The following is a 26,132-nucleotide window of genomic DNA, read 5'->3' as shown; positions in this document are numbered from 1 at the left end:
TTGCACCTCTAACGAGAAATGTTCAAGGAATGACTGTGACTGTGGAAGAAACACACCGGACCAACTCCAAGTTCAAATTGGTGGGTCCCAAGGAAGTTGGATACAACGTCAAGCAAGTAGACGTGTTCTTGGAACGTGCCCGCGCCTACTTCCTCAACACTGATACGCAGGGCAAGGCAATCACCAGCTATGACGTGCGTACGGCCTCTTTTGATCCGGCCCGCGGAGGGTACAGCGCCCTGGCGGTGGATGCGGCCATGGATCGGATTGAAGACGAGTTTGTGTTGCGTGAGAAGGAACTGCTCATCGCCTCTGAGGGTGAAAAAGCGTGGATGATGAAGATCGGCAAGACGGCGTCGGTACTGCGTGGACGGCTGCACCGCCCCGACGGGGAACGCTTCCGCCGCCCGGCAAGACGCAACGCGCAAAGCTACACCATTGAAGATGTGGACGTGCTGTGCCGTGAACTTCTGGTCTACATCGAAGACAACGGCGAGCTGAGCGTAGATGTAGTCAGGCGTGCGGTGTTCGCCCCGGCAAAGGGAACCGACGGTTATGAAGAAAGCCAAGTTGACGCCTTCCTTGACCGGGTTGTTGAGCTCATGGCCTCGATTGACCCGGTGCCCGGCAAATGAAGTCCGGCCAGTAACACCCAGCAAGCAAGCACTTCCCGAAGCCCCCGCTCAACCAGCCTGAGTCAACCGGCCTGTGAGCGGGGGTTTTCTTGTGCCAGCGGCCGTTCCGGCACATGGAGCTTAGCCATGAACCGGGAGAGTGAGGCGCTGCGCCGGTGTTTTGTGGCTTTGGAGACCAAGATGGTGACCAGGAATGCTGCCGGGACAGTCCATGCGGCGGGCTGGGTCAGCACATCACGCCACGGTGAATTGTGCGCCACCCCGGAGCCAAGAAGTATTGCGGCACCGCACAGCAGCCCGCCGGTGAGCATTCCGGCCACGGCACCGGCGTCGGTAAGCCCGCGCCACCAGATACCCAACAGCAGCAGTGGGCAAATGGTGGAGGCAGTGAATGCAAACACAAGTCCCACACTTCCCGCCAACGCCAGTGAGTCTGTCATCATGGCAAAACCTAACGGGACGACGGCGGCAAGCACGGCTGCGAGTCGGAATCCCCTGACGCTTCCCCCCAGGAGATCCTGGCTAATGACGCCGGCCAGGGAGACCACTAAACCTGAGGTAGTTGATAGGAATGCGGCAAAGGCGCCAGCTACCACCAACGCGGACAGCATGTCACCGGCCACGCCTCCTACGAGTGTGCCCGGGATCAGTAGCACCGTGGCGTCAGGGGACTCCCCGGCTCCTGGCATTGGCAGAAACGCCCGTCCCAGCACCCCGTAGATAGTGGGGAAGAGATAAAAAATAGTGAGGAGTCCCAAAACGATCAAGGTGGTGCGCCGGGCAGCAGCGCCGTTGGGGTTGGTATAGAAACGGACTAGGACGTGAGGCAGTCCGAGGGTGCCAAAGAGCAAGGCGATGAGCAAGGAAAAGGTGCGGTAGCTTGAATCGCCCGTGATGGGAGCGGCTGGGGGGAACAGTTCCGTGCCGGTCTGCAGGACGGTTCCGGGGCCCTCGCCTGCCAGCATCAGGAGGATGAAGATGGCGGGAACGGCTAGGGCAGTGAGCTTAAGCCAGTATTGAAAGGCCTGCACAAAGGTTATTGAGCGCATGCCGCCCGTGACCACTGTCAGAACCACAACCACTACTACGACGCCGGCCCCAACCCATGAAGGCAGCCCCGTGGTAGTGCGTATGGTCAGCGCTGCCCCATGTAATTGCGGCACAATGTAAAACCAGCCGACTATGACCACCAGAACACTTGTGACATAGCGGGCTGTTGTGGACTCGAGTCTGGCCTCGGCGAAATCCGGAATGGTGTAAGCCCCTGAGCGGCGCAGGGGAGCGGCCACAAAGAACAACAGCATGAGGTATCCGGCGGTGTAACCGATGGGGAACCACAGGGCATCGATTCCGGAAATGACGATGAGTCCGGCGATGCCTAGAAAACTGGCGGCGGAGAGATATTCTCCGCCAATCGCGGAGGCGTTCCACCAGGGGCGCACTGTGCGGGAAGCTACGTAGAAATCACTGGTTGTCCGGGAGACTCGCAGCCCGTAAAAGCCAATAAGGGCTGTTGTGACGGAGACAAGAATAAGGGCCGTGTAGCCAATGCTCGGATTCATTTCTCCTCCACAAGGTCCCGGTACTGGGCCTCATTTTTGGTGGCCGCACGAACATAGAGCCAGGCGCAGACACCGATGATGGGGTAGGCGCCCACTCCAAGGAGAAGCCACGGTGCGGGGATACCCATAATGCGCCACTGTGAAAAGAATGGCACCCAACTCACCAGCACCCAGCAGAAAAGCAGGGACGCCATGAATCCTGCGGTCACCACTAAGGCAAGGCGCAATTGCGAACGGATCAGTGACTGCACCATGATCTCGCCCACGGCCGATTGTTCGGCAACCTCTTGTGAAACTGAGGTTGTGGCGGGAAGATGGGGGGCTTGGGTGCGCGGGGCTGACACCCGGACCCTGCCGGGCGCTGGGGGGCGGCCGGGGCCAAGGCTCACGGAGCGGGCCGCACGCGGGTGGCCTGCAAATGGTCGCGGAGGACGGGAACGTGCCTGCGACTGACAGGAAGAACTGCACTGCCCACTGACACGGTGGGTTTTGCGGTGCTGAGCCGCAAAGCAGTGACAAATTGCATGCATACCAGGTAGGAGCGGTGAATACGTAAGAATCCGGCCTCGGCCCAGCGTTGTTCCAGATCTGCCAGTGGGACACGGATCAAATAGCTGGCCTCGGCTGTGTGCAGCCGGGCGTAGTCGCCCTGCGCCTGCACGAACTTGACCTCGTCCAAGCGGATTATCCGGCTGATCCCGCCTTGGTCTACTGTGATCATTTCTACTTCGTCGACGGCGGCCGGGTGTGCCACAAGTTCCACAACCCTGTCCACCGTCCGGGTCAAGCGTTCCGTGCGTAGTGGCTTAAGCAGGTAGTCAATGGCGGCGAGCTCAAAGGCTTCGAGGGCACGGTCGTCATCGGCCGTCACAAACACGACGACCGGCGGGTTGGGGCGCTGGCCAATGAGCTCGGCTAGTTCCAGCCCGGACAGCCCTGGCATGTGGATGTCCAAGAACACGGCATCCACCTCATGTGCCGCCAAGAGATCGAGGGCTTCGGCCCCGCCCATGGCTTGGTGGATGGTGCCGACACGGGGGTCCCGGCCCAACAGAAACGCCAATTCCTCGATAGCAGGCAACTCGTCGTCAGCAACAAGCACATTGATCATGGGGCTAAGCCTAACCGCCGAGGGGCCCCGCCCGAGCGAAGCGAGGGGTGGGGAGGCGGAGAGGCGCTAACCGCCGAGGGGCCCCGCCCGAGCGAAGCGAGGGGTGGGGAGGCGGAGAGGCGCTAACCGCGGAAGGGGCCCCGCCCGAGCGAAGCGAGGGGTGGGGAGGCGGAGAGGCGCTAACCGCGGTAGGGCGCTGAGCCGTGTTGAAGTGTTGACATGTGCTGCGGGTGCTTGCTTTGATGGCGGGATGATGAAGGAAGCTGATGTGGCGTTGTGGCGTTTAGTCCATGATGAGCGCCAAGCACTGATTGCGGATCTGGAGCCATTGGCCTCCACCTCATGGCTTAGTGCCTCCACCTGCCCGGGGTGGAATGTCCATGATGTGCTGGCCCATCTCGTGGACACGGCAAAAACCACCCGTCTGAGCTTCATGCGGGACATGCTGGCTGCTCGCTTTGATTTTGACCGCGCCAATGCTGTTGGCGTAGCGAGGGAGAAGGCCCAAGACCCGCAGGAGACGCTCGCCGAGTTCCGTGCTGTGCGTTTGCGCACCTCTTCTCCACCGGCACCTTTAGCCACCCGCCTAGTGGAGGCGTTCGTGCATGGGGAGGACATCCGCGGCCCGTTGGGGATTGACCGGGACTACCCGGCTGAGAACGTTGCCACGGCCTTGGCATATCAGCTGAAGACCTCAGTGAAGATGGGCGGTGGGAAGGAACTGGCCAAGGGGTGGCACATGATGGCTACGGATACCGTGTTCAGCCATGGTGCCGGCGCCGAGGTTCGAGCTAGTGCCATGGCACTTTTGCTGGCAGTTTCCGGCCGTCCGGTGGCCGTCACCGAATTCAGCGGTGCAGGGGCGGAAACATTCGCAGCAACGCTCTAAACCCAGCGAGTTTGGTAGCGTCAAATAAACGGTGCGGAGTCGATTTTTTAGGCGTCGTGTCCGGGCTGGTTCTTGGGCACCGTCATGGTGATCAGCATCCCGTGGCCCACCCCTGTGTCAATGGTGAGGCCGTGGTCGTCCCCGTAGACCTGCCGCAGCCGGGTATCGACGTTGCGCAACCCTACATGGGTGCCGTCCTGCTGGCCTGCCAACACAAGGCGCAGTTGCTCCGGATCCATCCCCACGCCGTCGTCCTCAATGGTGACTTCCGTGTAGGCGCCTAAATCACGGGCTCCGATCTGCACCAGGCCTTTGCCCACCTTGGCCTCGATACCGTGCCGGACAGCATTCTCCACGAGTGGTTGCAGGCTCAGGAAGGGAATGACGGTACTCAGGACCTCCGGGGCAATCTGCAAGCTGACCTGAAGCCTGTCCCCGAAGCGGGCGTTCTCCAGCAGCAGGTAGCGGTCAATGCAGCGCAGTTCCTCGGCAAGCGTGGTGAAATCACCGTGCCGGCGGAACGAGTAGCGAGTGAAATCGGCGAATTCCACCACCAGATCCCGGGCCCGCTGCGGATCAGTATTGATGAAGGAAGCAATGGCATTGAGCGAGTTGTAAATGAAATGCGGGCTGATTTGGGCGCGCAGGGCACGCACTTCCGCCTCTGCCAGGAGCGTGCGGGAGGAAGTAAGCTCAGCCAGCTCCAACTGGGCGGACACCCACGCAGCAACCTCGTTGGTGGCCCGGACAAGCCCCGCACTGGGTGACTTGGACAAGATGATCACGGTTCCTACAGCCCGTGAATCTACTTTGAGTGGGCAGATCACGGCAGCTTTGAGTTCACCGTCCGGGGGTAGCCCCAGCGATTCGCGCAAGGTCTTATCCAGCGTGGCCACCTGGGTGCGGCCGTTGCTCAGTGCCTTTGCTGCCAAGGCCATGACCACCTCGGAGGTAGGTTCGCGCGCTGTGGTGCCTGTCCCATCCCACGCCAAGAGGCGGGCGCCGTCGGTCATGGCAAAGGCTGCACAGTTGAGCAATGCGCGCAACTGTTTGCTCGCTTTGAGGGCGCCGGCCGGTTCCAGCCCGTCACGCAGTTGTTCACCGGCGGCTGCCGCTGAGTGCAGGGCCGCGAACGTTGCATGTTCGGCGTCGGTGCCCAATTCGCGGTAAGAACGCGAGAGCCGGAACCCTACTAAAGCAACAACGGCGACGGCGGCCACCACGGCTGCAATGGCGATGACCAGCAGGAGCGTGGAGTCGCTCAGAACAGGAGAAGACATGCTCCCAAGAGTAACCGGCCCGGGCGGTGGCGTGAGGCGGGACAGCTGAAAGGAAAACTACCGTTCGGCGCACGTCTGAGACCGTTCACCGCGACAACACCCAATACACCCCAGGGCGTGAGCAAAAACACTTCATAGTGAAAGAGATCACATCACTTGAGGAGGAATCATGGGTAATTCTGCCCACGCACGTGCTGAAGGTCCAGTGGACTTTATTGCGGAACAGAACTCGGAAGAGTTCAAGAGTTTGCGCAAATCACACAGGAACTTTGTTTTCCCGGTAGCCATTGGCTTTCTGGTCTGGTACTTCGCCTACGTCCTGTTGGCCGCTTACGCCCATGACTTCATGTCCATCAAGGTGTGGGGCAACATCAATGTTGGTTTGATCTTCGGGATGCTGCAGTTCGTCAGCACCTTCGGCATCACCACGTGGTACGTCATGTACGCCAACCGCAAACTTGACCCCCAGGCAGCGGCCATTCGCCAGCGCCTGGAAAAGCAGATTGATTCAGACGCCAAGTCCAAGGAAGAGGTCTAGCCCGTGAGCCTATCCTCCGCTCTGTTAAACGTTGCACCGCTGGCGAAGTCGCTCAGTGAACAAACCAAGGAAAATTCTTGGATCAACATTTTGATCTTCATTGGCTTCGTGGCCGTCACCATGATTGTGGTGTTCCGCGCCAGCCGCAACAACAAAACCGCTGCCGACTACTACGCGGCGGGCCGCTCCTTCTCCGGCGGCCAGAACGGTACCGCGATTGCCGGTGACTATCTCTCCGCCGCATCCTTCCTGGGCATCACCGGTGCCATTGCCGTCAACGGCTACGACGGCTTCCTGTACTCCATCGGTTTCTTGGTGGCCTGGCTTGTAGCCCTGCTGCTTGTAGCGGAACTGCTGCGCAATACCGGCAAGTTCACCATGGCCGATGTCCTCTCCTTCCGGCTCAAGCAGCGCCCCATTCGCATTGCCGCCGCCACCACCACCTTGGTGGTTTGCTTCTTCTACCTGCTGGCCCAGATGGCTGGCGCCGGCGGACTAGTCTCGCTGCTGCTTGGCTTGGACAACACCAACAAGGCCGGCCAGAACATTGTGATCGCCGTGGTGGGCGTGCTCATGATCGTCTACGTATTAATCGGCGGCATGAAAGGCACCACATGGGTGCAGATCATCAAGGCGTTCCTGCTGATCATTGGCGCGGCCATCATGACCATCATCGTTTTGGCCATGCACGGTTTCAATCTCTCTACCCTCATGGACGCCGCAGTCCAGACCTCTATCAACGAAGGCGGTGTGGGCGAGGCGTTGCTGAATCCGGGCGCCCAGTACGGCAAGGCCCCGCTTGACTTTGTCTCCCTGGCCCTGGCCTTGGTCTTGGGTACCGCGGCCCTGCCCCACGTGCTCATGCGCTTCTACACAGTTCCCACCGCCAAGGAAGCCCGCAAGTCCGTGGTTTGGGCCATCTGGCTCATTGGCGCGTTCTACGTCTTCACCCTGGTTCTTGGCTACGGTGCAGGTGCACTGATCGGCAAGGAAGCCATCCTGGCGGCCCCGGGCGGCGTCAACGCGGCGGCTCCGCTGCTGGCCTTTGTGGTGGGCGGGCCCCTGCTGCTCGGCTTCATTTCCGCCGTTGCCTTCGCCACGATCCTGGCTGTTGTTGCAGGCCTGACCATCACGGCAGCCGCATCCTTTGCCCACGACATTTACTCCAACGTCATTGTCAAGGGCGAGCCCAAGCCGGAAATGGAAGTCAAGGTTGCCCGGCGCACTGTCATTGTGATTGGCCTGGTCGCCATTGGTGGCGGCATCCTGGCTAACGGGCAGAACATCGCCTTCCTGGTGGCTCTGGCCTTCGCCATTGCAGCGTCCGCAAACCTGCCCACGATTGTGTATTCGCTGTTCTGGAAGAAGTTCACCACCCAGGGTGCGCTGTGGAGCATGTACGGCGGCCTTGCGGCGGCCATCCTCTTGATCGCGTTCTCACCGGTGGTCTCCGGCAACCCGAAGGCCATGATCCCGGGCGCCGATTTCTCTTGGTTCCCGCTGGCTAACCCCGGCATTGTTTCCATCCCGCTGGCATTCTTCCTGGGCTGGTTGGGCACGGTCTTGGATAAGAACACTGAGGACCCGCGCATTCAGGCCGAGATGGAAGTGCGCTCACTGACAGGCATTGGCGCCGAAAAGGCAGCTGATCACTAGCCACCTTCTCTGAACAAGACAAACACAGCGCAGGCCCCGGGAGGTATCCCGGGGCCTGCGCTGTGTTGCGCAGTGAAAGCTTGCGCAGTGAAAGCTTGCGCAGTGAAAGTTTCGGTGTGATGGGATACGCAGTGAAGGCTTGCCCAGTTGGCCGCGGTTAAAGTTCGACGACGATCTGCCGTGGATTTCGGCGGATCGCACCTTCCGTGCATGGCTACACATAACGGCTAAGTCAGCATGGCCACTCCATTGTTCGGGCGTAGCCGAGCGATTTCTTGAGCTTTGGCTTAGATGGCATCTCAAGATGGAGCCATGTAAAGGCAGCTGACACATAAAGTTAGCTGGGGCACAGGGCACAGGGCACAGGGCAGAAGGCACAAGGCACAAGTCAGGAGCGTGGGGTAGGTGCTAGATGTTCCGAGAACCGCCTACTGTTCCGAGTACCGAGTACCGAGTACCGCCTACCGCCTACCGTGGGGCTTAGTGGTGGTGGCCCTGGTCCTTGAGCCGTTGTAGTTGGTCCGGTACCACTGATTCCTGGTGGGTGCCGCTGTGCCCGGAATGCGGTACCGCAAGCTCACCAGCGGTGGATGCGGACATACCAACCGTGGTGATTGCAGCAACCATGACCGATGCTAGAAAAAGTGTGCCAAGAACTGCTGCTGCAGAAGGGGCGGTTGCAGGCTTTGCTGAGCTTCCCTTGCGCAATGCGGCATTGTGGCGCCAACCGAGGGCAGCAATGACGCCAAGTTCCAAGGTCAGCAGCGCAGCCAGGGTCACGTCAAAGGTTCGTTCAGATTCCGGCAAGCGCCACAAGCCAGCTAGCAGCAGAACCATATGTAGCCCCGCAGTACTCCCCAGGACTCGGACCGCTACCTCAGGGCGTTGAAGAGTTCCGCGTCGGAATGAAACAAAGCCGTAGACCAGCGCAGCCAAGCAGTAGGCGGCAGATACTATCCCTGCAGGCCACGCTAAGAAGCTCGCCATGTCAGCAAAGCCGCCACCAGCACCGCCCGCGCCAGCACCGCCAGCCGCAACGGTGGCGGGTGTCAGCAGGCTCGAGGTGGCGGCCGCCGCCAAGGCGGCTATGCCCAGCATGGCTACGGCGATGCAACTAGCGGACAGGGCGCTTACATCAGTCCGTGCCGGGGCAATTGCCTCCTGGCTGATGGCGAACCTGCGCCCGCCCATCCCGAGGGGTGGTGCGGGGCGGTGCTGGAGCGTTGCCATGATTAGGCCGTGCGGACTGCGGCAGAGCGGTCCTGAGAGAAACCGACGGCCAACAGGACCAAGGCGCTGCCCAAATGCAGGACGTTATCGGCACCGTTGAGAGCAATGATGTTCAGGGCCGTGCCCGGAAGGAACAACCCGGCAATGCCTACCAGCAAGTACACGGACCCCACCGTGGAGTTAACTGTCTTAGCGGCCGTGACCGAGGACAAACCGGCAATTAATAGCGCTGCGCCGATGGCCAAGTGAATGACGTTATGCAGGGGATTGACCTCGAAGATGATCAAGTTACGGCCTTCGGTGGCGAAGAAGCCAATGCCGTTAGTAACGAAGAATCCTACAATGCCAACGAGAAGGTAGACGGCGCCGAAAACTGTGGCGAGCAATCTATTGGGTGAAGTGCGCATGATGATTTGTCCTTTTCTTGACGGCGGGGCAGAGGTTGCGCACGCCGTTTCCTGAGAGGATTCTGAATGAACCCGTGACAGTCCTTCGGAGCCATCAGGGCATTAGATTGGCGGGAGCTGCAACTACTTTTTGCGGTGCCGTTCCAGCAGCGGTGACATGCGGAAGGGCACCACCTCATTCATGGCCAAGGACGTTTCGGTGCGTTCAACGCCGTCGCACCCTAAAATTTTGCCGTTGATCCGGAAAAGATCCTCAGCCCCGGTGCATACCACCCGCACCAGCAAATCTGCTCTGCCGCTGAGTCCGTGGGCCTCAATCACTTCCGGGATGCTGGCCAGGGCCGTACCAAATTGGGGCAACTTCTTTTGTTGCACATGCACAGTAATAAAGGCTGTCAACGGATACCCCAGAAGGGTAGGGCTAATGCGGTGGTCAAAGGGCAAAAAGACGTTGTTCTTCTCCAGCGCAGCCATCCTGGCCTGAACCGTGTTCCGGGAGAGGCCCAGCCGCTGTGCCATGGCCACCACCGTTTGGCGCGGATCCTTCACAAGGGCCAAAAGAATGCGTGCGTCGGTTTCATCCAAAGTAGGCATAGTGCGCAGATTAGCACGACGGATCACTTCTCAACAGTGCATAGTGCTCAATTTTTGCGCCTCATATTGCCCGCCATGCTTTGCGTGAGTATCGTCACATTCATAGGAACCATCCTCATTACAATGCAGGGAGGCGAGCACTTTGAGCCATTTGCGCCAAGAGCCCACAGGCCGTGACGAAATGACCATGCACCAGCTGATCACCGCAGACGGAATCCGTGTTGCCGACGCGCTGCTGGATGAATTTGTGGACGATGTTGACGGGGAGCAACTTCGAAATTTGTACCGTGACATGGTGGTGATCCGCCGGATCGACTTTGAATCAACAGCGCTTCAGCGGCAGGGGCAGCTGGCGCTCTGGCCGCCCTTACTGGGTCAAGAAGCCTCCCAAGTGGGCTCGGTCCGTGCTTTGGAGGACGAGGACTTCATCTTCCCCACCTACCGTGAAAATGGTGTGGCTTATTGCCGTGGTGCCAAGATGGCCGACGCTCTCGGAGTCTGGCGCGGGAACACCAACATTGGCTGGGACCCCTACGAGCTGAATATGGCCACCCCACAAATCATCATTGGCGCCCAAACACTTCACGCCACCGGGTATGCCATGGGTCTGACCCTTGATGGCAAGGATTCAATGGCCCTTGCCTATTTGGGTGACGGTGCCACGAGCCAAGGCGACGTGCACGAATCCATGGTCTTCGCAGCCAGCTTCCAGGCACCCGTGGTCTTTTTCTGCCAAAACAATCACTGGGCCATCTCCGAGCCCGTGGGGTTGCAATCTCATGTTCCCTTGGCCGGGCGGGCACCAGGGTACGGGATACCTGGGCTGCAAGTTGATGGGAACGATGTTCTGGCCGTGCTGGCCGCCACCCGTTGGGCCGCACGCCGGGCCCGCAGCGGGGGCGGGCCCAGCTTCATCGAAGCCATCACCTACCGGATGGGGCCACACACCACCGCCGATGACCCCACCCGGTACCGTGGCGTGACCGAACTAGAGGAATGGGGCGCCAAGGACCCCATCACCCGGATGCATAGCTACCTGTTGGAGTTGGGAATGCTCGACGACGGCGCTCAAGCCGCCATTGCGGCCGAGGCTGACGCCGTGGCAGCGGACTTGCGGCTGGCCTGCATCTCCCTGCCCGACCCCGCGCCGCAGGCTGCCTTTGAGCACGTTTACGTTGACGCCCATCCCCTCCTGGAAGAGCAGCGAGTGAACTACTTGGCGTATCTAAACTCCTTTGGGGAGCAAGAGAAAACTTCCGTCACGGTACAAGGGAGCCCGTCATGACCACGCTGAGCCTGACACAAGCCATCAACGCAGGATTGCGCCGTGCGCTGGAGGAAGACCCCAAGGTAGTGTTGCTCGGAGAGGACATCGGCACCCTCGGCGGAGTTTTTAGGGTCACCGACGGACTCATGAAGGACTTCGGCTCCCACCGTGTGATCGACACGCCACTGGCCGAATCAGCCATTATCGGCACCGCGGTGGGGTTGGCCTACCGCGGCTACAGGCCCGTGTGTGAAATCCAGTTCGATGGCTTTATCTACCCCGGATTCGATCAAATAGTGTCCCAAGTGGCCAAGATGCATGTTCGCACCCAGGGCGCGGTGCGCATGCCACTGACCATCCGTGTCCCATTTGGTGGCGGCATTGGCTCACCGGAGCACCACTCCGAATCTCCGGAAGCCTACTTTGTGCACACCTCGGGTTTGCGGGTCATCAGCCCATCCAACCCACAGGACGCCTACACCATGTTGCGCCAGGCCATCGCCTGCGATGACCCGGTCCTCTACTTTGAACCCAAGCGCCGCTACCATGCCAAGGGAGAGGTGGAAGTAGACGCACCGCTGGTGCAGGCGCTGCCCATGGGGGCCTCACGGATCGTCGCCGCCGGCACCGACGTGACTCTTGTTAGCTATGGCCCGCTGGTGAAAACCGCGCTTGATGCAGCCATTGCGGCCACGGCGGACGGGGTCTCGATCGAGGTCATTGACCTGCGTTCACTCTCTCCCATTGACTATGCACCTCTGGTGGCTTCAGTGCGCCGCACTGGCCGGCTCGTCATCACCCATGAGGCCGGACGGACGCTGGGCCTTGGCGCTGAAATTGCTGCTGTCATCACTGAGCGCTGCTTTAACTACCTTGAAAGCGCCCCCGTGCGTGTCACCGGCTTTGACATCCCCTACCCACCGTCAAAGCTGGAAAAGCACCATCTGCCGGACCTTGACAGAATCCTCGACGGCGTAGACCGCGCCCTTGGCCGCCCCAACTCACACACAGGAATGGATGACTGGGCATGATTGCAGAATTCAGGCTCCCCGACCTTGGCGAGGGACTGACCGAATCCGAGATTGTTAGCTGGCATGTTGCCGTGGGTGACCTAGTTGAGCTGAACCAGGTCATCGGCGAGGTGGAGACGGCCAAGGCCGTGGTGGAGCTACCTTCACCCTTCGCCGGCACCGTTACGGACATCACCCACGAACCAGGCACCATGGTCGAGGTGGGCGAGGTCATCATCACCTTTGAGCTCACCGAGGCACAAACGAACCATGGCACAACTGGACCGAGGACAGCGGTCCCTGACCCAGGACCGGACGGCAAACGGGTCCCCACACTAGTGGGTTACGGGGCCGATCCGGAAACCTCGGCCCGCCCCGTGCGGCGCCAACGCCTGAGCGCACCCGCTGCGCCCGCTGCACCCGCCCAGCAGATCAGGCCAGCTGCGCCCGCTGCACCGTCGCCATCGGCTCAAGCGCCTGCACCTGTGCCGGCCCCAGCACCGCCGGAAACCGTCCGAGCCCGGGCGGATCGGCCACGCTCCACCCCGCCAGTGCGGAAAATGGCACGGGATCTGGGCCTTGACTTAGACCAGCTCAACGGCACAGGAGAACGGGGGCTGATCACCCGCCACGATGTTGTTGCTTTCGCCGGGGATCATTCCAACGGGGAGCCCTCCCACGGGAAGAACTCAGACGGGAAGAACTCAGGCGGTGAGAATTCCTATGGTGACGAAGACGCGGTGGAGGCTGTGCCGTCGGCCGTGAATCCGCTGGCGCAGCGTGAGGTGCGCACGCCCATTAAGGGTGTACGCAAGTTCATGGCCCAAGCCATGGTGCAAAGCGCCTTCACGGCCCCGCACGTGAGCGAATTTCTGACCGTGGACGTCACCTCCGGGATGGACTTTTTAGAGAAACTGCGCTCGCAGAAGGACTTTGCCGGGGTCAAGATCACCCCGCTGACCCTGGCCGCAAAGGCGGTGTGTCTTGCTGCCGCGCGGCGCCCGGCCCTGAATTCGCACTGGGACGAGGCTGCGGCGGAAGTGGTCCAGTTCAACTATATGAACCTGGGCATCGCGGCGGCCACCCCTCGCGGCCTTGTGGTGCCCAACATCAAGGACGCCCAGAGGCTGGGCCTGCGCGGGCTGGCGCAGGCACTGGGAGAACTTGCCGAGACGGCCCGTGCTGGCAAGACCCAGCCTGCCGATTTGGCTGGTGGCACCTTCTCCATCACCAACATTGGCATCTTCGGCATTGACGGCGGAACCCCCATCCTGAACCCCGGCGAGGCCGGTATTTTGGCATTGGGTGCAGTGCGCCGAATGCCTTGGGAACACGAGGGTGGTATTGCCTTGCGGCAGGTCATGACCCTGAGCTTATCTTTTGACCACAGGCTGGTTGACGGCGAACAAGGCTCACGTTTTCTCGCGGATGTGGGTGCCATCATGGCTGATCCGGCTATGGCTTTAGCGCTGGGATAAACAGGGACCAGAATGCAACCCTGCGGCTCTGGATACGCAATGTGCATGGACGTATATTTGAAGTGACCCCCACTGTGGGAGCCAACTCATAAGGAGGTTGGTATCAATGAAGAAGTGGAATCGCTGGCAAGATTATGTTGCCGTGATCGCAGGCCTATTTGCTGCACTTTCGACCCTGTGGACAACGCAGCAGAGCAGTTCGATGGTCATGATGATTGGCGCGGGAGTGCTGCTGGTTGTGGCAGGAGTCGCGAACCTGATGAGCCCGGGGCGTCCGTTAGGCGAGTGGGTTCAGATGGTTCTTGGTGCTTTGCTGTTTATCTCCCCGTGGATTGCCGGATACTCCTCTCACACGGGAGCAGCTTGGACGTCATGGATTGCCGGAGGCGTGGCATTGATCGCGGGTGTTATGGCCCTGCAGCCGAGCATGCACGAACACACCTCTTCCCATCACGGAGGGGTGGCCGCACACTGATCGAACAAATTCATGTGGCAGGGAAGCACCGGAATCTCCGGTGCTTCCCTTTTGGTTTCTTTGAGCGCCCGGCGCAAGCCCCCCGCGCACCGCCTGCCCGGTATGTCACCTCACACCTGCGCATGGCAAAAAGCCCGTTCCCGGCCACCGCTTCCACAATCCCCAGTGTGGACGGTGTTCTCACTAGTTCAGTGCGCTACAACGGGCCAAAGCTTTGATTGCCTACCGGATCAACCCAGGTCTGTGACATATGTTCAAGCTGTGTCCGCAGGGATGGACTCTGGTCTATGTGGCGACGGAAATCTCGGCGTGCATAGTGGGCGAAATATCCGGGAAGGACAAAGACGCTGGTCATGAGAATAAGAATCAGTGCATAGATGGCTGCGGCGCAGGTGATGCCTTTGGCGCCCATGTGAAACCACGGATCCAGGGCAAAGCTGGCAAGAGCTACGAAGATTGGTGAAAGAAATATTGCTGCGCCTACGCTGGCAGAAATGCTCGCTGCCGCACGCGAGAGCATGGGCGATTTTCCGCTGGCAATCTTTGAAATTTTGAGCTTGGATATCAGTGGGCACAGCACCATGAGCAAAAGGGCAGCAACGATCAGAAGTGCCCATAGCCAGATGATCTGTGGCCGCCACACTGCGAGCAGCCAGGCGATGCCAAGTCCAACAACACCAATTCCGGCGCACGCCGCTGCGAAACCGCGCCACTGGCCAAAACTCCAGGCCATCTCACGGAGGGCTGAAGGAGTGTGTTGGGGGGAGAGTTTGGCCACCTCCGACTCAAGCCAGTAGTGAAGTGGCCGTTGAGGGGTTGGCGGCTGCGAATAGTTGAAGCTCATTACTTGTCCTTGGTTGCCGCAATATGTTGTTAAGCCCATTGTTAGCGGCCACAGCGATTGCCAACAAGCCGCTTCCCTCGGAGCCAGCAGCTCAGACGCCCGTCAGCGCAGCCCACGCCATGTTTTCCAAGACGGACCGGGCCGTAGCTTCGGGGTGCCCATGTAATTGCACGCTGTGCGGCGTGGAGTTGATTAGACCAAAAACTGCGTGGGCCTGGACCCGGCGCACGGCGATGGGCCGGTCAGGGAAAAGCCTGCCCAGCACCTCAACCCACAGTTCAACATAGGCTCGCTGCAGGGAGCGGACGGCGCCGCGTTCGGCGTCGGGCAGGCTGTCAAAGTCCCTGTCCTGGACCCGGATCACATCAGGTTTGCAGAGTGCAAAGTCAACGTGGAAGGCGATGAGCGCGCGGAGGGAGGGGCCGTTCTCGAGCGTGGCAGTGAGCACGGCCCGCCCACCGGCCAGCAGGTCTTCGCTGACCTCCACAAGCAGGGCGCCAAGCAGGGCCTGCTTGCCATTGAAATGCCTATAAACGGCGGGTCCGCTCACCCCGGCGGCCGCACCGAGGTCCTCGATGGACACGCCGTTGAAGCCGCGCTGGGCGAAGAGGGTCGCGGCCGATTGCAGCAGCACCCCGCGGCGCTCGGCTTTGGCCTGCGTGCGGGCTGTTAGCGGTGGTTGACTCATTATTCTCCCTGTGCTGGACATCACAGAATAGACAGACTAACCTGAAATTCAGTTAGTGGACATTAACCAAGTGTAGCCGTTATGGACCGAATGAGGAGTCGATGGAGACTTTGGTGAGCCGGGTTGACCCGGCGGGGGAGGCGTTTGCGCGCAACGATGCCCAACAACGAGCCCTTGTGGCGCAACTGCGCGAGGAATTGGCAGTGGCGGCGCGCGGTGGTCCGGAAAAATCCCGTCAGCGGCACGTGGCGCGCGGGAAACTCTTACCCCGGGACCGGATCGGGCACCTGCTCGATGAAGGCAGCCCGTTCCTGGAGATTTCCCCGCTGGCTGCCCATGGCATGTACGAGGGCGCGTCCCCGAGTGCCGGTGTGATCGCTGGCATTGGGCTGGTTGCCGGGCGCCACGTCATGGTGGTGTGTAATGACGCCACGGTCAAGGGCGGTACGTACTATCCACTCACGGTAAAGAAGCACCTTCGTGCCCAGGAAATTGCGCTGGAGAACCGGCTGCCCTGCCTTTATCTAGTGGATTCCGGTGGGGCGTTCCTCCCCAAGCAGGATCAGGTGTTCCCGGACAAGGAACACTTTGGCCGTATCTTCTTCAACCAGGCACAGATGTCTGCCCGGAAAATCCCCCAGATTGCCGCCGTCATGGGTTCATGTACCGCAGGAGGCGCATACATGCCTGCCATGAGCGATGAAACGGTCATTGTGCGCAATCAGGGCACCATCTTTTTGGGTGGTCCACCGCTGGTGAAAGCCGCCATCGGTGAGATTGTCACAGCGGAGGAACTCGGCGGAGGGGAGGTCCACGCGGGCATCTCCGGCGTGGTGGATCATCTGGCCGAGAACGACGAGCACGCACTGTCCATCATCCGCGACATCGTGGCAACGCTGCCGCCCAACCCCGCACCGGCCTGGTCCGTGGCCGCAAGCCAGCCACCCGCCGTCGAACCCTCAGAGCTTTATGGCGCCGTGCCAACCGATCTGAACACGGCCTATGACATCCGCGAGATCATCGCCCGGCTGGTGGATGGCAGCAAATTTCACGAGTTCAAGAAGAACTACGGCACCACCCTAGTCACCGGATTTGCCACACTGCATGGCCATCCGGTGGGCATTGTGGCCAACAACGGTGTGTTGTTTAGCGAATCGGCCTTGAAGGGTGCGCACTTCATTGAACTGTGCGATCAGCGCGGTATTGCGTTGATCTTTTTGCAGAATCTCAACGGCTTCATGGTGGGCAAGGACTACGAGCACGGTGGTATTGCCAAGCACGGGGCCAAGATGGTCACGGCCGTTGCCACGGCGCGGGTGCCCAAACTGAGCGTCATTGTGGGCGGATCCTTCGGCGCCGGCAACTACTCCATGTGCGGGCGTGCCTACAGCCCCCGCTTCCTGTGGACCTGGCCGGCCTCGCGCATCTCCGTCATGGGTGGCAACCAGGCTTCCTCCGTGCTGGCCACCGTCAAGCGGGACCAGATTGAGGGCCGCGGGGATCAATGGTCCGCCGAGGAAGAAGCAGCGTTCAAGGCGCCCATCTTGGCCCAGTTCGAGGACCAAGGAAGCCCCTACTACGCCACCGCCCGCCTGTGGGATGACGGCGTGATTGACCCCGCTGACACCCGCACCGTCTTGGGCCTGGCCCTGGATGTATGCGCCCGCACCCCGTTGCCCGAGACCTCCTTCGGTCTCTTTAGAATGTGAGCCCCGTTGTGAGCCCTCTCTTTGATACAGTCCTGGTGGCCAACCGCGGCGAGATTGCCTGCCGCGTCATCGCCACCCTGCGCAGCCTGGGCATCCGCAGCGTTGCCGTGTATTCCACGGCCGACGCCGGAGCCCGCCACGTGCGCGAAGCCGACACGGCCGTGTGCATTGGCCCCGCCGCGGCCACCGAAAGCTACCTGAACATTGATGCTGTCATTGTTGCCTGCCAGGCATCGGGTGCCCAGGCAGTCCACGCCGGCTACGGCTTCCTGTCCGAAAACCTGGCATTCGCCCAGGCTCTTTCTGATGCCGGGATCATGTTCATTGGTCCCAATATTGAAGCCCTGAACGTCATGGGAGATAAGATCCGCTCCAAGAACCATGTGGCCGCCGCCGGGGTACCCGTGGTCCCCGGCGTTTCCGAGCCGGGGCTCAGTGATGCGGACCTGATCGCCGCAGCGCCCGGCATCGGTTACCCGCTGCTCATCAAGCCCTCCGCCGGTGGTGGCGGCAAGGGCATGGTGAACGTGTTTTCGCCCGGGGAGCTGCCGGCTGCGCTGGCAACGGCCCGGCGTGTGGCCGCTTCCTCCTTTGGTGATGACACCTTGTTCCTGGAACGCCTGGTGGCAAACCCGCGCCACATCGAGGTACAGATTTTGGGGGACACCTTCGGCACTGTGGTGCATCTGGGAGAACGCGAGTGCTCGCTGCAGCGCCGCCATCAAAAAGTTATTGAGGAGGCGCCCTCGCCGCTACTCACCGACGCCCCGGACGGCGCCGCCATCCGTGCCCGGCTCGGGGCCGCAGCCTGTGCCGCAGCAGCCAGCGTTAACTACACCGGTGCAGGAACCGTGGAATTCATTGTCTCTAACGATGCCTCCGATGAGTTCTTCTTCATGGAGATGAACACCCGGTTGCAGGTAGAACACCCCGTCACCGAAATGGTGGTCCGGGTGTCCGGGGAGTCCCTGGACCTGGTGGAATGGCAGGTCCGCATTGCCGCAGGGGAAGCCTTGGGCTTTGACCAGGACGCTGTGAGTCTTGAGGGGCACGCTACAGAGGCGCGGGTGTACGCAGAGAATCCTGCCGAGGGATTCCTGCCGGCTACCGGAACAGTGGTGGCACTTGATGAGTCGGTGGCTCTGAGGTACGGGGTGCGCGTGGACTCCTCGCTGATGGACGGGCTAGAGATCTCCGCCAACTACGATCCCATGTTGGCTAAGGTCATCGCCTGGGGTGCGGACCGGGCGCAATCCCTGTCACGGCTGGATCAGGCGCTCGCCCATTACCTGGTGCTGGGATTGCCCACCAACATCGAGTACCTGCGCCTGCTCCTTGCCGATCCGCACGTCCAAGCCGGGCATCTGGATACCAACCTGATTGAACGCAAACTGCCGGGCATGAAATTCCGTGCCACCAGTGCCAAGGAATACGCCGTGGCGCCCTGGGCGCTCGATGCCAAGCCCACGTCACTGGCGCAGGTGGCTGCGCGGCAAGCGGGAGCGCCAGCTGCGGAGCCGCCCCGCCCGTGGGAGCGCACCGATGGCTGGCGTCTGGGTGAACCTGAGCCGTGGCGATCCGTTTGGGCGGCACCTGGCCGCACCGCAGTGGTGACGGTCAGCGGTAACCGTGGCCGCGGGGTGATGGAAGGTCCCGGCGTCGTAAATGTCAGTGGACTAGGTGGGGGACCCCAGGAGGTGAGCGCCGATGGTCTGCTCAACGACTACCATTTTGCCCGCCAGGGGGACACAGTATTTTTGGGCAGCGGCGGCTGGAGCGTTGAACTGGTGCACCTGGACAGGGACGCGGCCACCGCACGCATGATCGCCGGACTTCAACGGGCGGACGCAGCGGCGGATCCACAGCTGCGCAGCCCCATGCCCGGAACCGTGACCGTGGTCAACGCGGCTACGGGGCAGCGGGTTGAGGCAGGGGACGTGCTGCTTGCGGTGGAGGCCATGAAAATGGAACACCAAATAGTGGCACCCATGGCCGGAACCGTACACATTGGCGTAGCCGTGGGTGCGCTAGTCAAGGCGGATCAAATTGTTGCAAGCATTCAAGAAGATACTCCTGAAGGGGAATGACAGTGCCAAACTTTGAACTCAATGACGAGTACCAGGCCCTTAGCAACATGGTGGCGGACTTTGCCGATCACGTGGTGGCCCCCGTCTCCGCCAAACACGACGAGGAACACAGCTTCCCCTACGAAGTGGTGGCGCAAATGGGTGAGCTTGGCCTGTTTGGGCTGCCCTTCCCGGAGGAATTTGGCGGGATGGGCGGAGACTACTTCGCGCTCTCACTCGCCCTCGAGCAGCTGGGCCGGGTAGACCAATCCGTCGCCATCACCCTGGAGGCAGGCGTCTCGCTCGGCGCCATGCCCATCCACCGCTTTGGCACCCAAGCGCAAAAGGAAGCGTGGCTGCCGCAACTAACCTCCGGTAGCGCGCTCGCAGGCTTTGGCCTGACCGAGCCCGACGCCGGATCCGACGCCGGGGGCACCGCCACCAAGGCGCGCCTCGAGAACGGGCAATGGGTTATTGACGGGTCCAAGCAATTCATCACCAACTCCGGGACGTCCATCACGAAATTTGTGACCGTCACCGCTGTCACGGACACCCACGAACGGGCCAACGGATCCATCAAGAAAGAAATCTCCACCATCATTGTGCCCAACGGCACCCCCGGGTTCACGGTGGAAAAGGCGTACAACAAGGTGGGCTGGAACGCCTCGGACACGCACCCGCTCACCTTAGCCGGCGCCCGCGTACCGGAGGAGAACCTGCTGGGGGAGCGCGGCCGCGGCTACGCCAACTTTTTGTCCATCCTCGATGAGGGGCGCATCGCCATCGCGGCGCTGGCAACCGGCACCGCCCAGGGCTGTGTTGACGAGGCTGTCCGCTACGCGAAGGAACGCAGCGCCTTCGGCCATAACATTGGCCGCTACCAAGGCATCTCCTTCAAGATTGCCCGCATGCAAACCCGCGCCCACGTGGCCCGGTTGGCCTACTATGACGCCGCCTCACGCATGCTCGCCGGCAAGCCCTTCAAGACCGAAGCTGCCATCGCTAAGATGGTCGCAAGTGAGGCGGCCATGGACAATGCCAGGGATGCCACACAGGTTTTCGGAGGTTATGGGTTCATCAACGAGTTCCCCGTGGCCCGCCACTACCGTGACTCGAAGATTCTAGAGATTGGTGAAGGAACCACCGAAGTTCAGCTCATGCTCATAGCCCGCGATCTGGGCTTGTAACACTTCCGAAAGGACCAGCCATGATCAACAAAGTAGTTGCTTCCGCGGCCGCCGCCGTCCATGACATTCACGACGGCGCCTCCCTCGCCGTGGGCGGGTTTGGTCTGTGCGGCATCCCCGTGGCCCTCATCCAAGCCCTCTACGACGGCGAAATTTCCCAGCTGGAGACAATTTCCAACAACTGCGGCGTAGATGATTGGGGGTTGGGGATACTGCTTGCTGACGGGCGGATCCGGCGCACCATCTCCTCCTATGTGGGAGAGAACAAAGAGTTCGCCCGGCAATTTTTGGCCGGTGAACTCGAGGTGGAATTGACTCCGCAGGGCACACTCGCCGAAAAGCTGCGGGCCGGGGGAGCAGGGATTCCCGCTTTCTACACCGCCGCCGGGGTGGGCACCCAGGTCTCTGAGGGTGGGCTGCCCCGCAAGTACAACGGCGCCGGCGGGGTTGAGATTGCCTCACCCGCCAAAGAGGTGCGCACTTTTGGGACGGACGAGTTTGTCCTGGAGGAGTCGCTCACCCCCGATTTTGCCCTGGTGCATGCGTGGAGGGGAGACCGCCACGGCAACCTCGTATTCCACGCGACGGCCATGAACTTCAACCCGCTGTGTGCCATGGCCGGGAAGATCACCATCGCCGAGGTGGAGGAACTGGTAGAGCCCGGTGAGCTGGATCCCGAACATATCCACGTCCCCGGCATATTCGTCCAACGCGTGGTCCATATTCCCGCCGGATCGCCCGGAAGTGAGAAGCGGATTGAGAAACGTACCGTGACCAGTCCGTCGTCGAGTACTCAAACGCTTCCCAACCTCGCAAGCTCGGCCGGGGACCCCTCGCGCCCGGGGCCCCATCCCACCAGTGAACAGGGAGCGTAATCATGGCACTTTCACGCAATGAACTGGCAGCCCGTGTGGCACAAGAACTGCGCAATGGACAGTACGTGAACTTAGGCATTGGCATGCCCACCCTGATCCCCAACTACATCCCCGCAGGGGTGGAGGTGGTGTTGCACTCGGAGAACGGGATTTTGGGCACCGGCCCGTATCCGCTGGATGCCGACGTGGACCCGGATCTGATCAACGCCGGCAAGGAGACCGTCACCGTCAACAAAGGTGCGGCGTTCTTTGACTCGGCGCTGTCCTTTGGCATGGTGCGCGGTGGCCACGTTGACGTGGCCGTTCTGGGCGCTATGCAGGTGGCCGCCAATGGCGACCTGGCCAACTGGATGATCCCGGGCAAAATGGTCAAGGGCATGGGTGGGGCCATGGATCTGGTGTTCGGCGCCAAAAAACTTATTGTCATGATGGAACACACTGATCGGGAAGGCAACCCAAAGATCCTGCAGCGGTGTACTCTGCCGTTGACAGGGAAGCGCTGCGTAGACCTGATCATCACTGACCTAGCTGTCATTGAAGTGAGCCCAGACGGACTGGTTCTCAAGGAACTGGCACCGGATGTCAGTGTTGAACAGATAGTAGCCGCAACCGGGGCCCCACTAAACCTGGAGATGCATGATGTGGACAACGTATGAGTGACGGACACGCAGGCTACCCCAAGGCCCGTGGGCCTGAAGTAGTGACTCAACGCGGACTCTACTACGAGGAACTGCAAGTGAAGGTGCTCTACCAGCACCGGCCCGGCCGGACCATGACGGAAACGGACAACGTCCTTTTCACCACCATGACCATGAACACGCAGGCCTTGCATCTTGATGCGGCATGGAGTGCGGAGCAGCCGTTTGGGCAGCGGATCATGAACTCCATGTTCACCTTGGCTACCATGGTGGGACAGTCCGTGGCTCAGCTGACACAGGGCACCATCGTGGCCCAGCTGGGGATGAGCGATATCTCTTTCCCGCACCCGCTGTTCCACGGCGATACCCTCTACACCGAGACGGTAGTGACGGCGAAGAGGCTCTCAGCATCCCGTCCTGGACAAGGCATTGTGGTGATGGAACATACTGGGCGCAACCAAAACGGCGTCGTGGTGGGCAAAGCCAGCAGGACCGCACTATTTTGGCTCAAGCCCCATGACTAGATAAGCCCATTGAGTAGATAAGAAGGAGCGCACAATTTCAGTGAGTCAGGAATTCAGAATGGGCCCGGCGCTGTTATTTGCCCCGGCGGACAGGCCTGAGCGTTTTGCCAAGGCGGCCCAACGCTCCGATGCCGTGATTATTGATCTCGAAGATGCTGTGGCGCCCGGGGCGAAGGCGGCGGCGCGCGAGAATATGGTGGCCAGTGGGCTGGATCCGGCACACACCATGGTGCGCATCAACGCACTTGACACCCCAGACGCCACCTTGGATCTGGCCGCCGTTGCTCGCAGCCCCTACCGAACCATCATGGTCGCCAAGGCAGCTGATGTTCAGGCTATCGCAGCACTCACGGACTACTCAGTGGTGGTGTTGTGCGAAAGCGCGCCCGGGATTCTGGCGGCGCCGGCGTTGGCGCAGCTGCCCAATGTTGTGGCCCTGATGTGGGGGGCGGAGGATTTGGTGGCATCCCTGGGCGGAACTTCTAGCCGGTTCACCTCCGGACCCCGGGTTGGAGAGTACCGCGCTGTGGCAACGCAGGCGCGTTCGATGCTCCTGCTGGCGGCCGGGGCTGCGGGGAAGGTTGCCATTGACTCCATTTATGCCGACTTTGCCGACCTTGCGGGGCTCGGCGTCGAGGCGGAGGACGCGGTAGCCAGCGGCTTCGCTGCGAAGGCGAGCATTCACCCCTCGCAGGTGGCAGTTATTCGGGAGGCGTACCGGCCCTCAGATGAGCAGGTAGCTGCCGCGCAGGAGCTATTGGCTGCGGCGGCGGATGCAGGCACGGGTGTTTTTGCCTTCAAGGGCCAGATGGTGGACTCTCCGATTCTGCTGCACGCCGAGGCGACGCTGCGCCGAGCCAGCGCCTAGGTCACAGCGCCAGCGCCTAAACCCAACGCTCGGTTACTTTCGGCGCACTTTTCATAGACGCTCCTGCAGCTTCGGGTGATTAGTAAGGAACGCTCATGCATGTGAGAAAGCGTTCCTCATTAATCACCCGAATGTAACCGAGCGTTGGGAAGGGGTCAGGCGGTGGCTAGGGCTGACTCGCGCACGCTCTTCATGGCGTTTGTCCACGGAATGAGCTGGTCCAGCATGGGGGCCAGCGATGCGGCTTGGAGCTCGGTCGGTGTGAACGTGGAGAAGTTCTCAAAGTCAGTGAACAGAGAGAACATGCCTGTCTTTTGAACATGCGCAACCTGCAGCTCGGAAAGGATGCCCCGCAGGTGCTCCATGGCGCGAACTCCGAAGGCCGAGCCGTAGCCGACCATGCCAGCAGCCTTGTTGTTGAACTCGACGTTCAGGTAAGAGATGGCGTTCGCCAGGGCAGGCTGCACCGAGTGGTTGTATTCGCCGGTGATGAAGATATAGCCGTCGAACTCGTTCATCGTGGCGGCCCAGACTTTTGTGTGATCGTTCTGGTAGTTCTGGAAGCCAGCGGGGTAGGCCTCATCCAGGACAGGGAGATTGAAATCAGCGATGTCCACGAGTTGGTACTCCGCGTCACCGCGCAGCTGAGCTTGCGCCAGAACCCACTCTGCAACGCCCGTGTTGACACGGCCGGGACGGGTGGAACCGGTGACGATGGCGATTTTGCTCATGCTGTTTTCTCCTTGATGATGGGGCGGCGCGCCAGCCAATGTAGGTGACGTGTCAATTAAAACTTGATGTTTCCATCATGACCGGACATACTTGATATGTCAACTAAATCGAAGGAATGTGAGCAAAACTATGGAGGGTCCCAAAAAGTCGGCCCAGGAGCAGACGCGCTGGCTTAACGAGAAAGAGCAGCTCATGTGGTTGGAGTTGCGCGAGTTCGCGAGGGGTCTGCCACGTGCCCTTGACCGCCAACTTCTCGAGGACGCCGATGTCTCAGGTGTGGAGTATTCCATCTTGGCGGCCGTCTCGGAATCGAGCCAGCGGGCCCTGCGCTCGGGAGATCTCGCCGCAACGCTTGGCTGGGAACGGTCCCGAGTCTCTCACCTGCTCAAACGCATGGAATCCAGAGGGTTCCTCCACCGCTGTGCCGCCAGTTCCGATGGCCGTGGCCAGGAAATCGCGTTAACCCAGGCGGGCTGGGAGAAGATCCGGGGCGCGGCGCCTGGCCACGTCGCCATGGTGCGCGAAGTTATCTTCGACCCCCTCACGCCAGCTGCGCAGAATCAGCTCCTGGAAACACTCATCCTCATCCGCCACGCCGCCGAGGAGCGCGGGCTGTGGTGAATTCGTCGCAGCAAGTGCGGAATACTTATCATCATGGCGCATCGTAAAATCATCATCCTCGGCTCCACAGGCTCCATCGGAACGCAAGCGATCGACGTCGTCGGCCAAGCCACCCTCCCCGACGGCAGTCCCCGCTTCAGCGTCAGTGCCATCAGCGCCGGCGGCGGGAACCTTGAACTTTTGGCACAACAGGCTGTTTCCCTGCGGGTTCTGGCCGTGGGTATTTCCACGCACGACGCCGGGACCTTGCGTTCCCTGATTGACTCCCGTGCCGCTGCGGCGGGGTTGGCAGGCTTCGCCCCGGAGATTTTCTCCGGCCCGGATGCCTCCACCGTCATCGCTGCCTGGGGTGCAGGAACCCCCGAGGGTGCCGAGGTGGTGCTCAACGCCATCACTGGCTCCATCGGCTTGGCGCCAACACTTGCCGCGCTGGGTACCTCCGCCATCCTGGCGCTGGCGAATAAGGAGTCCCTGATTGTGGGCGGAGCCCTCGTGAAGGAAGCCGCATCCCCAGGCCAGCTGGTGCCTGTCGATTCGGAGCACTCAGCCTTGGCCCAGGCGCTGCGCGCTGGCACGGCAGATGAGGTTCAGAAGTTGATTGTGACAGCATCCGGTGGTCCCTTCCGCGGCCGAAGCCGGGCGGAATTGGCGGATGTGACGCCAGCGCAGGCGCTCAAGCACCCTACGTGGGATATGGGCCCCATGGTGACCACCAACTCGGCCACCCTGGTCAATAAGGGCCTGGAAGTCATCGAGGCCCACCTGCTCTTTGATGTTCCGCTGGAGAGGATCGAGGCCGTGGTGCATCCCCAATCAGTGGTGCACTCCATGGTGCAGTTCACCGATGGTTCCACCATGGCCCAGGCGTCTCCTCCAGACATGCGCCTGCCCATTGCACTGGGGCTCGGCTGGCCGGAGCGAGTCCCCGGTGCAGCACAGGCCTGCGACTGGACCAAGGCGGCGACCTGGACGTTCGAGCCACTGGATAACGTGGCCTTCCCCGCGGTCGAACTGGCCAAGGAGGCTGCGCGCCGGGGGAGTACCTGCCCAGCCGTCTACAACGCCGCCAACGAGGAAGCGGTCCATGCCTTCCATGCCGGAAGGATAGGCTTCTTGGATATTGTGGACACCATTGCGCAAGTTCTCGGTGAACACACACCCAGTTCGCAGCTAACGCTCCAGAGCGTATTAGAAGCTGAAGAATGGGCCCGCGCACGCACCAACGAGCTGCTGGCCACCAAGGGCTGA

The 26,132-nt window shown here is 61.0% G+C and carries 27 protein-coding genes; 17 read left to right on the top strand and 10 right to left on the bottom strand.

The window, feature by feature from the left end; all coding sequences use genetic code 11:
• Positions 1-35: 35 nt before the first annotated feature.
• The gene (locus ABIB48_RS06415; RefSeq protein WP_373366676.1) at positions 36-635 is read left to right on the top strand and encodes a DivIVA domain-containing protein; all 600 of its coding nucleotides are present in this window, start codon (positions 36-38) and stop codon (positions 633-635) included.
• 62 nt (positions 636-697) lie between these two features.
• Here the strand turns inward: ABIB48_RS06415 and ABIB48_RS06410 are convergent, their stop codons facing one another.
• Genes ABIB48_RS06410 through ABIB48_RS06400 form a run of 3 tightly spaced genes read right to left on the bottom strand, consistent with a single transcriptional unit; the run spans position 698 to position 3,308 of the window.
• Positions 698-2,197, bottom strand: a complete 1,500-nt coding sequence (locus ABIB48_RS06410) for a sodium/solute symporter (RefSeq protein ID WP_354212473.1) — start codon at positions 2,195-2,197, stop codon at positions 698-700.
• The gene (locus ABIB48_RS06405) at positions 2,194-2,541 is read right to left on the bottom strand and encodes a DUF485 domain-containing protein (RefSeq protein ID WP_179442384.1); all 348 of its coding nucleotides are present in this window, start codon (positions 2,539-2,541) and stop codon (positions 2,194-2,196) included. Before ABIB48_RS06405 ends, ABIB48_RS06410 begins: the two co-directional genes overlap by 4 nt.
• Positions 2,542-2,582: 41 nt before the next feature.
• A complete protein-coding gene (locus tag ABIB48_RS06400; protein WP_110104411.1) occupies positions 2,583-3,308 on the bottom strand; it encodes a LytR/AlgR family response regulator transcription factor in 726 nt (241 codons plus the stop codon).
• 250 nt (positions 3,309-3,558) lie between these two features.
• Between ABIB48_RS06400 and ABIB48_RS06395 the strand changes: the two genes are divergently transcribed.
• Entirely contained in the window at positions 3,559-4,197 is a 639-nt protein-coding gene (locus ABIB48_RS06395; RefSeq protein WP_315914744.1) for a maleylpyruvate isomerase family mycothiol-dependent enzyme, read from the top strand.
• A 47-nt stretch (positions 4,198-4,244) separates the two neighbouring features.
• Here the strand turns inward: ABIB48_RS06395 and ABIB48_RS06390 are convergent, their stop codons facing one another.
• Positions 4,245-5,462 carry a sensor histidine kinase gene (locus ABIB48_RS06390; RefSeq protein WP_373366715.1) on the bottom strand — a complete coding sequence of 406 codons (1,218 nt, stop codon included), beginning with the start codon at positions 5,460-5,462 and terminating at the stop codon, positions 4,245-4,247.
• Between the two features lie 184 nt (positions 5,463-5,646).
• On the opposite strand from ABIB48_RS06390, the gene ABIB48_RS06385 reads away from it, so the two are divergent.
• Positions 5,647-6,015, top strand: coding sequence for a DUF485 domain-containing protein (locus ABIB48_RS06385; RefSeq protein ID WP_110104409.1), 369 nt, complete (start codon positions 5,647-5,649; stop codon positions 6,013-6,015).
• Positions 6,016-6,054: 39 nt separating this feature from the next.
• The gene (locus tag ABIB48_RS06380) at positions 6,055-7,671 is read left to right on the top strand and encodes a monocarboxylic acid transporter (protein WP_373366716.1); all 1,617 of its coding nucleotides are present in this window, start codon (positions 6,055-6,057) and stop codon (positions 7,669-7,671) included.
• A 480-nt stretch (positions 7,672-8,151) separates the two neighbouring features.
• Here ABIB48_RS06380 and ABIB48_RS06375 read toward each other — a convergent pair whose 3' ends face one another.
• From ABIB48_RS06375 to ABIB48_RS06365, 3 genes are all read right to left on the bottom strand, one after another.
• Positions 8,152-8,901, bottom strand: coding sequence for a hypothetical protein (locus ABIB48_RS06375; protein WP_354212472.1), 750 nt, complete (start codon positions 8,899-8,901; stop codon positions 8,152-8,154).
• A 2-nt stretch (positions 8,902-8,903) separates the two neighbouring features.
• Entirely contained in the window at positions 8,904-9,308 is a 405-nt protein-coding gene (locus ABIB48_RS06370) for a DUF4383 domain-containing protein (protein ID WP_354212471.1), read from the bottom strand.
• A gap of 123 nt (positions 9,309-9,431) precedes the next feature.
• The gene (locus ABIB48_RS06365; RefSeq protein ID WP_354212470.1) at positions 9,432-9,902 is read right to left on the bottom strand and encodes an Lrp/AsnC family transcriptional regulator; all 471 of its coding nucleotides are present in this window, start codon (positions 9,900-9,902) and stop codon (positions 9,432-9,434) included.
• 181 nt (positions 9,903-10,083) lie between these two features.
• On the opposite strand from ABIB48_RS06365, the gene pdhA reads away from it, so the two are divergent.
• The 4 genes from pdhA (at position 10,084) to ABIB48_RS06345 (ending at position 14,132) form a co-directional block, all read left to right on the top strand.
• Positions 10,084-11,187, top strand: a complete 1,104-nt coding sequence (pdhA, locus tag ABIB48_RS06360) for a pyruvate dehydrogenase (acetyl-transferring) E1 component subunit alpha (RefSeq protein WP_354212564.1) — start codon at positions 10,084-10,086, stop codon at positions 11,185-11,187.
• A complete protein-coding gene (locus ABIB48_RS06355; RefSeq protein WP_354212469.1) occupies positions 11,184-12,200 on the top strand; it encodes an alpha-ketoacid dehydrogenase subunit beta in 1,017 nt (338 codons plus the stop codon). Before pdhA ends, ABIB48_RS06355 begins: the two co-directional genes overlap by 4 nt.
• Complete coding sequence (locus ABIB48_RS06350; RefSeq protein WP_354212468.1) at positions 12,197-13,657, top strand: dihydrolipoamide acetyltransferase family protein; 1,461 nt, start codon at positions 12,197-12,199, stop codon at positions 13,655-13,657. The genes ABIB48_RS06355 and ABIB48_RS06350 overlap by 4 nt, the downstream gene beginning before the upstream one ends.
• A gap of 106 nt (positions 13,658-13,763) precedes the next feature.
• Positions 13,764-14,132: an SPW repeat protein gene (locus tag ABIB48_RS06345; RefSeq protein ID WP_354212467.1), complete on the top strand. Its 369-nt coding sequence runs from the start codon at positions 13,764-13,766 to the stop codon at positions 14,130-14,132.
• A 196-nt stretch (positions 14,133-14,328) separates the two neighbouring features.
• On the opposite strand, the gene ABIB48_RS06340 is transcribed toward ABIB48_RS06345, so the two are convergent.
• Both ABIB48_RS06340 and ABIB48_RS06335 read right to left on the bottom strand, forming a co-directional pair.
• On the bottom strand, positions 14,329-14,976 hold the full coding sequence (locus ABIB48_RS06340; protein ID WP_354212466.1) for a hypothetical protein: 648 nt from the start codon (positions 14,974-14,976) through the stop codon (positions 14,329-14,331).
• A 91-nt stretch (positions 14,977-15,067) separates the two neighbouring features.
• Positions 15,068-15,664 (bottom strand): TetR/AcrR family transcriptional regulator, encoded by a 597-nt coding sequence (locus ABIB48_RS06335; RefSeq protein ID WP_110104402.1) that lies wholly within the window; start codon positions 15,662-15,664, stop codon positions 15,068-15,070.
• 101 nt (positions 15,665-15,765) lie between these two features.
• Here ABIB48_RS06335 and ABIB48_RS06330 point away from each other — a divergent pair, with 101 nt between their 5' ends.
• Genes ABIB48_RS06330 through ABIB48_RS06300 form a run of 7 tightly spaced genes read left to right on the top strand, consistent with a single transcriptional unit; the run spans position 15,766 to position 23,531 of the window.
• On the top strand, positions 15,766-17,373 hold the full coding sequence (locus ABIB48_RS06330) for a carboxyl transferase domain-containing protein (protein WP_354212465.1): 1,608 nt from the start codon (positions 15,766-15,768) through the stop codon (positions 17,371-17,373).
• A gap of 8 nt (positions 17,374-17,381) precedes the next feature.
• Entirely contained in the window at positions 17,382-19,460 is a 2,079-nt protein-coding gene (locus ABIB48_RS06325; protein ID WP_354212464.1) for an acetyl/propionyl/methylcrotonyl-CoA carboxylase subunit alpha, read from the top strand.
• A gap of 2 nt (positions 19,461-19,462) precedes the next feature.
• Positions 19,463-20,626, top strand: coding sequence for an acyl-CoA dehydrogenase family protein (locus tag ABIB48_RS06320; RefSeq protein ID WP_354212463.1), 1,164 nt, complete (start codon positions 19,463-19,465; stop codon positions 20,624-20,626).
• 20 nt (positions 20,627-20,646) lie between these two features.
• The gene (locus ABIB48_RS06315) at positions 20,647-21,501 is read left to right on the top strand and encodes a CoA transferase subunit A (protein ID WP_354212462.1); all 855 of its coding nucleotides are present in this window, start codon (positions 20,647-20,649) and stop codon (positions 21,499-21,501) included.
• A 2-nt stretch (positions 21,502-21,503) separates the two neighbouring features.
• The gene (locus ABIB48_RS06310) at positions 21,504-22,157 is read left to right on the top strand and encodes a CoA transferase subunit B (protein WP_110104399.1); all 654 of its coding nucleotides are present in this window, start codon (positions 21,504-21,506) and stop codon (positions 22,155-22,157) included.
• Positions 22,154-22,663 carry a MaoC family dehydratase gene (locus tag ABIB48_RS06305; RefSeq protein ID WP_110104398.1) on the top strand — a complete coding sequence of 170 codons (510 nt, stop codon included), beginning with the start codon at positions 22,154-22,156 and terminating at the stop codon, positions 22,661-22,663. Before ABIB48_RS06310 ends, ABIB48_RS06305 begins: the two co-directional genes overlap by 4 nt.
• A 40-nt stretch (positions 22,664-22,703) precedes the next feature.
• Positions 22,704-23,531 (top strand): HpcH/HpaI aldolase/citrate lyase family protein, encoded by an 828-nt coding sequence (locus ABIB48_RS06300; protein WP_354212461.1) that lies wholly within the window; start codon positions 22,704-22,706, stop codon positions 23,529-23,531.
• 155 nt (positions 23,532-23,686) lie between these two features.
• On the opposite strand, the gene ABIB48_RS06295 is transcribed toward ABIB48_RS06300, so the two are convergent.
• The gene (locus ABIB48_RS06295) at positions 23,687-24,262 is read right to left on the bottom strand and encodes an NADPH-dependent FMN reductase (protein ID WP_110104396.1); all 576 of its coding nucleotides are present in this window, start codon (positions 24,260-24,262) and stop codon (positions 23,687-23,689) included.
• A gap of 118 nt (positions 24,263-24,380) precedes the next feature.
• On the opposite strand from ABIB48_RS06295, the gene ABIB48_RS06290 reads away from it, so the two are divergent.
• Together ABIB48_RS06290 and dxr are read left to right on the top strand one after the other, a co-directional pair.
• Positions 24,381-24,884 carry a MarR family winged helix-turn-helix transcriptional regulator gene (locus ABIB48_RS06290; RefSeq protein ID WP_354212460.1) on the top strand — a complete coding sequence of 168 codons (504 nt, stop codon included), beginning with the start codon at positions 24,381-24,383 and terminating at the stop codon, positions 24,882-24,884.
• 33 nt (positions 24,885-24,917) lie between these two features.
• Positions 24,918-26,132, top strand: coding sequence for a 1-deoxy-D-xylulose-5-phosphate reductoisomerase (gene dxr, locus ABIB48_RS06285; protein ID WP_110104394.1), 1,215 nt, complete (start codon positions 24,918-24,920; stop codon positions 26,130-26,132).

Source organism: Arthrobacter sp. UYCu511 (genome assembly GCF_040547105.1).
Taxonomy (GTDB): Bacteria; Actinomycetota; Actinomycetes; order Actinomycetales; family Micrococcaceae; genus Specibacter; species Specibacter psychrochitiniphilus.
Note: the sequence above shows the minus strand (reverse complement) of the source record. Positions and strands in the feature narration are given on the sequence as shown.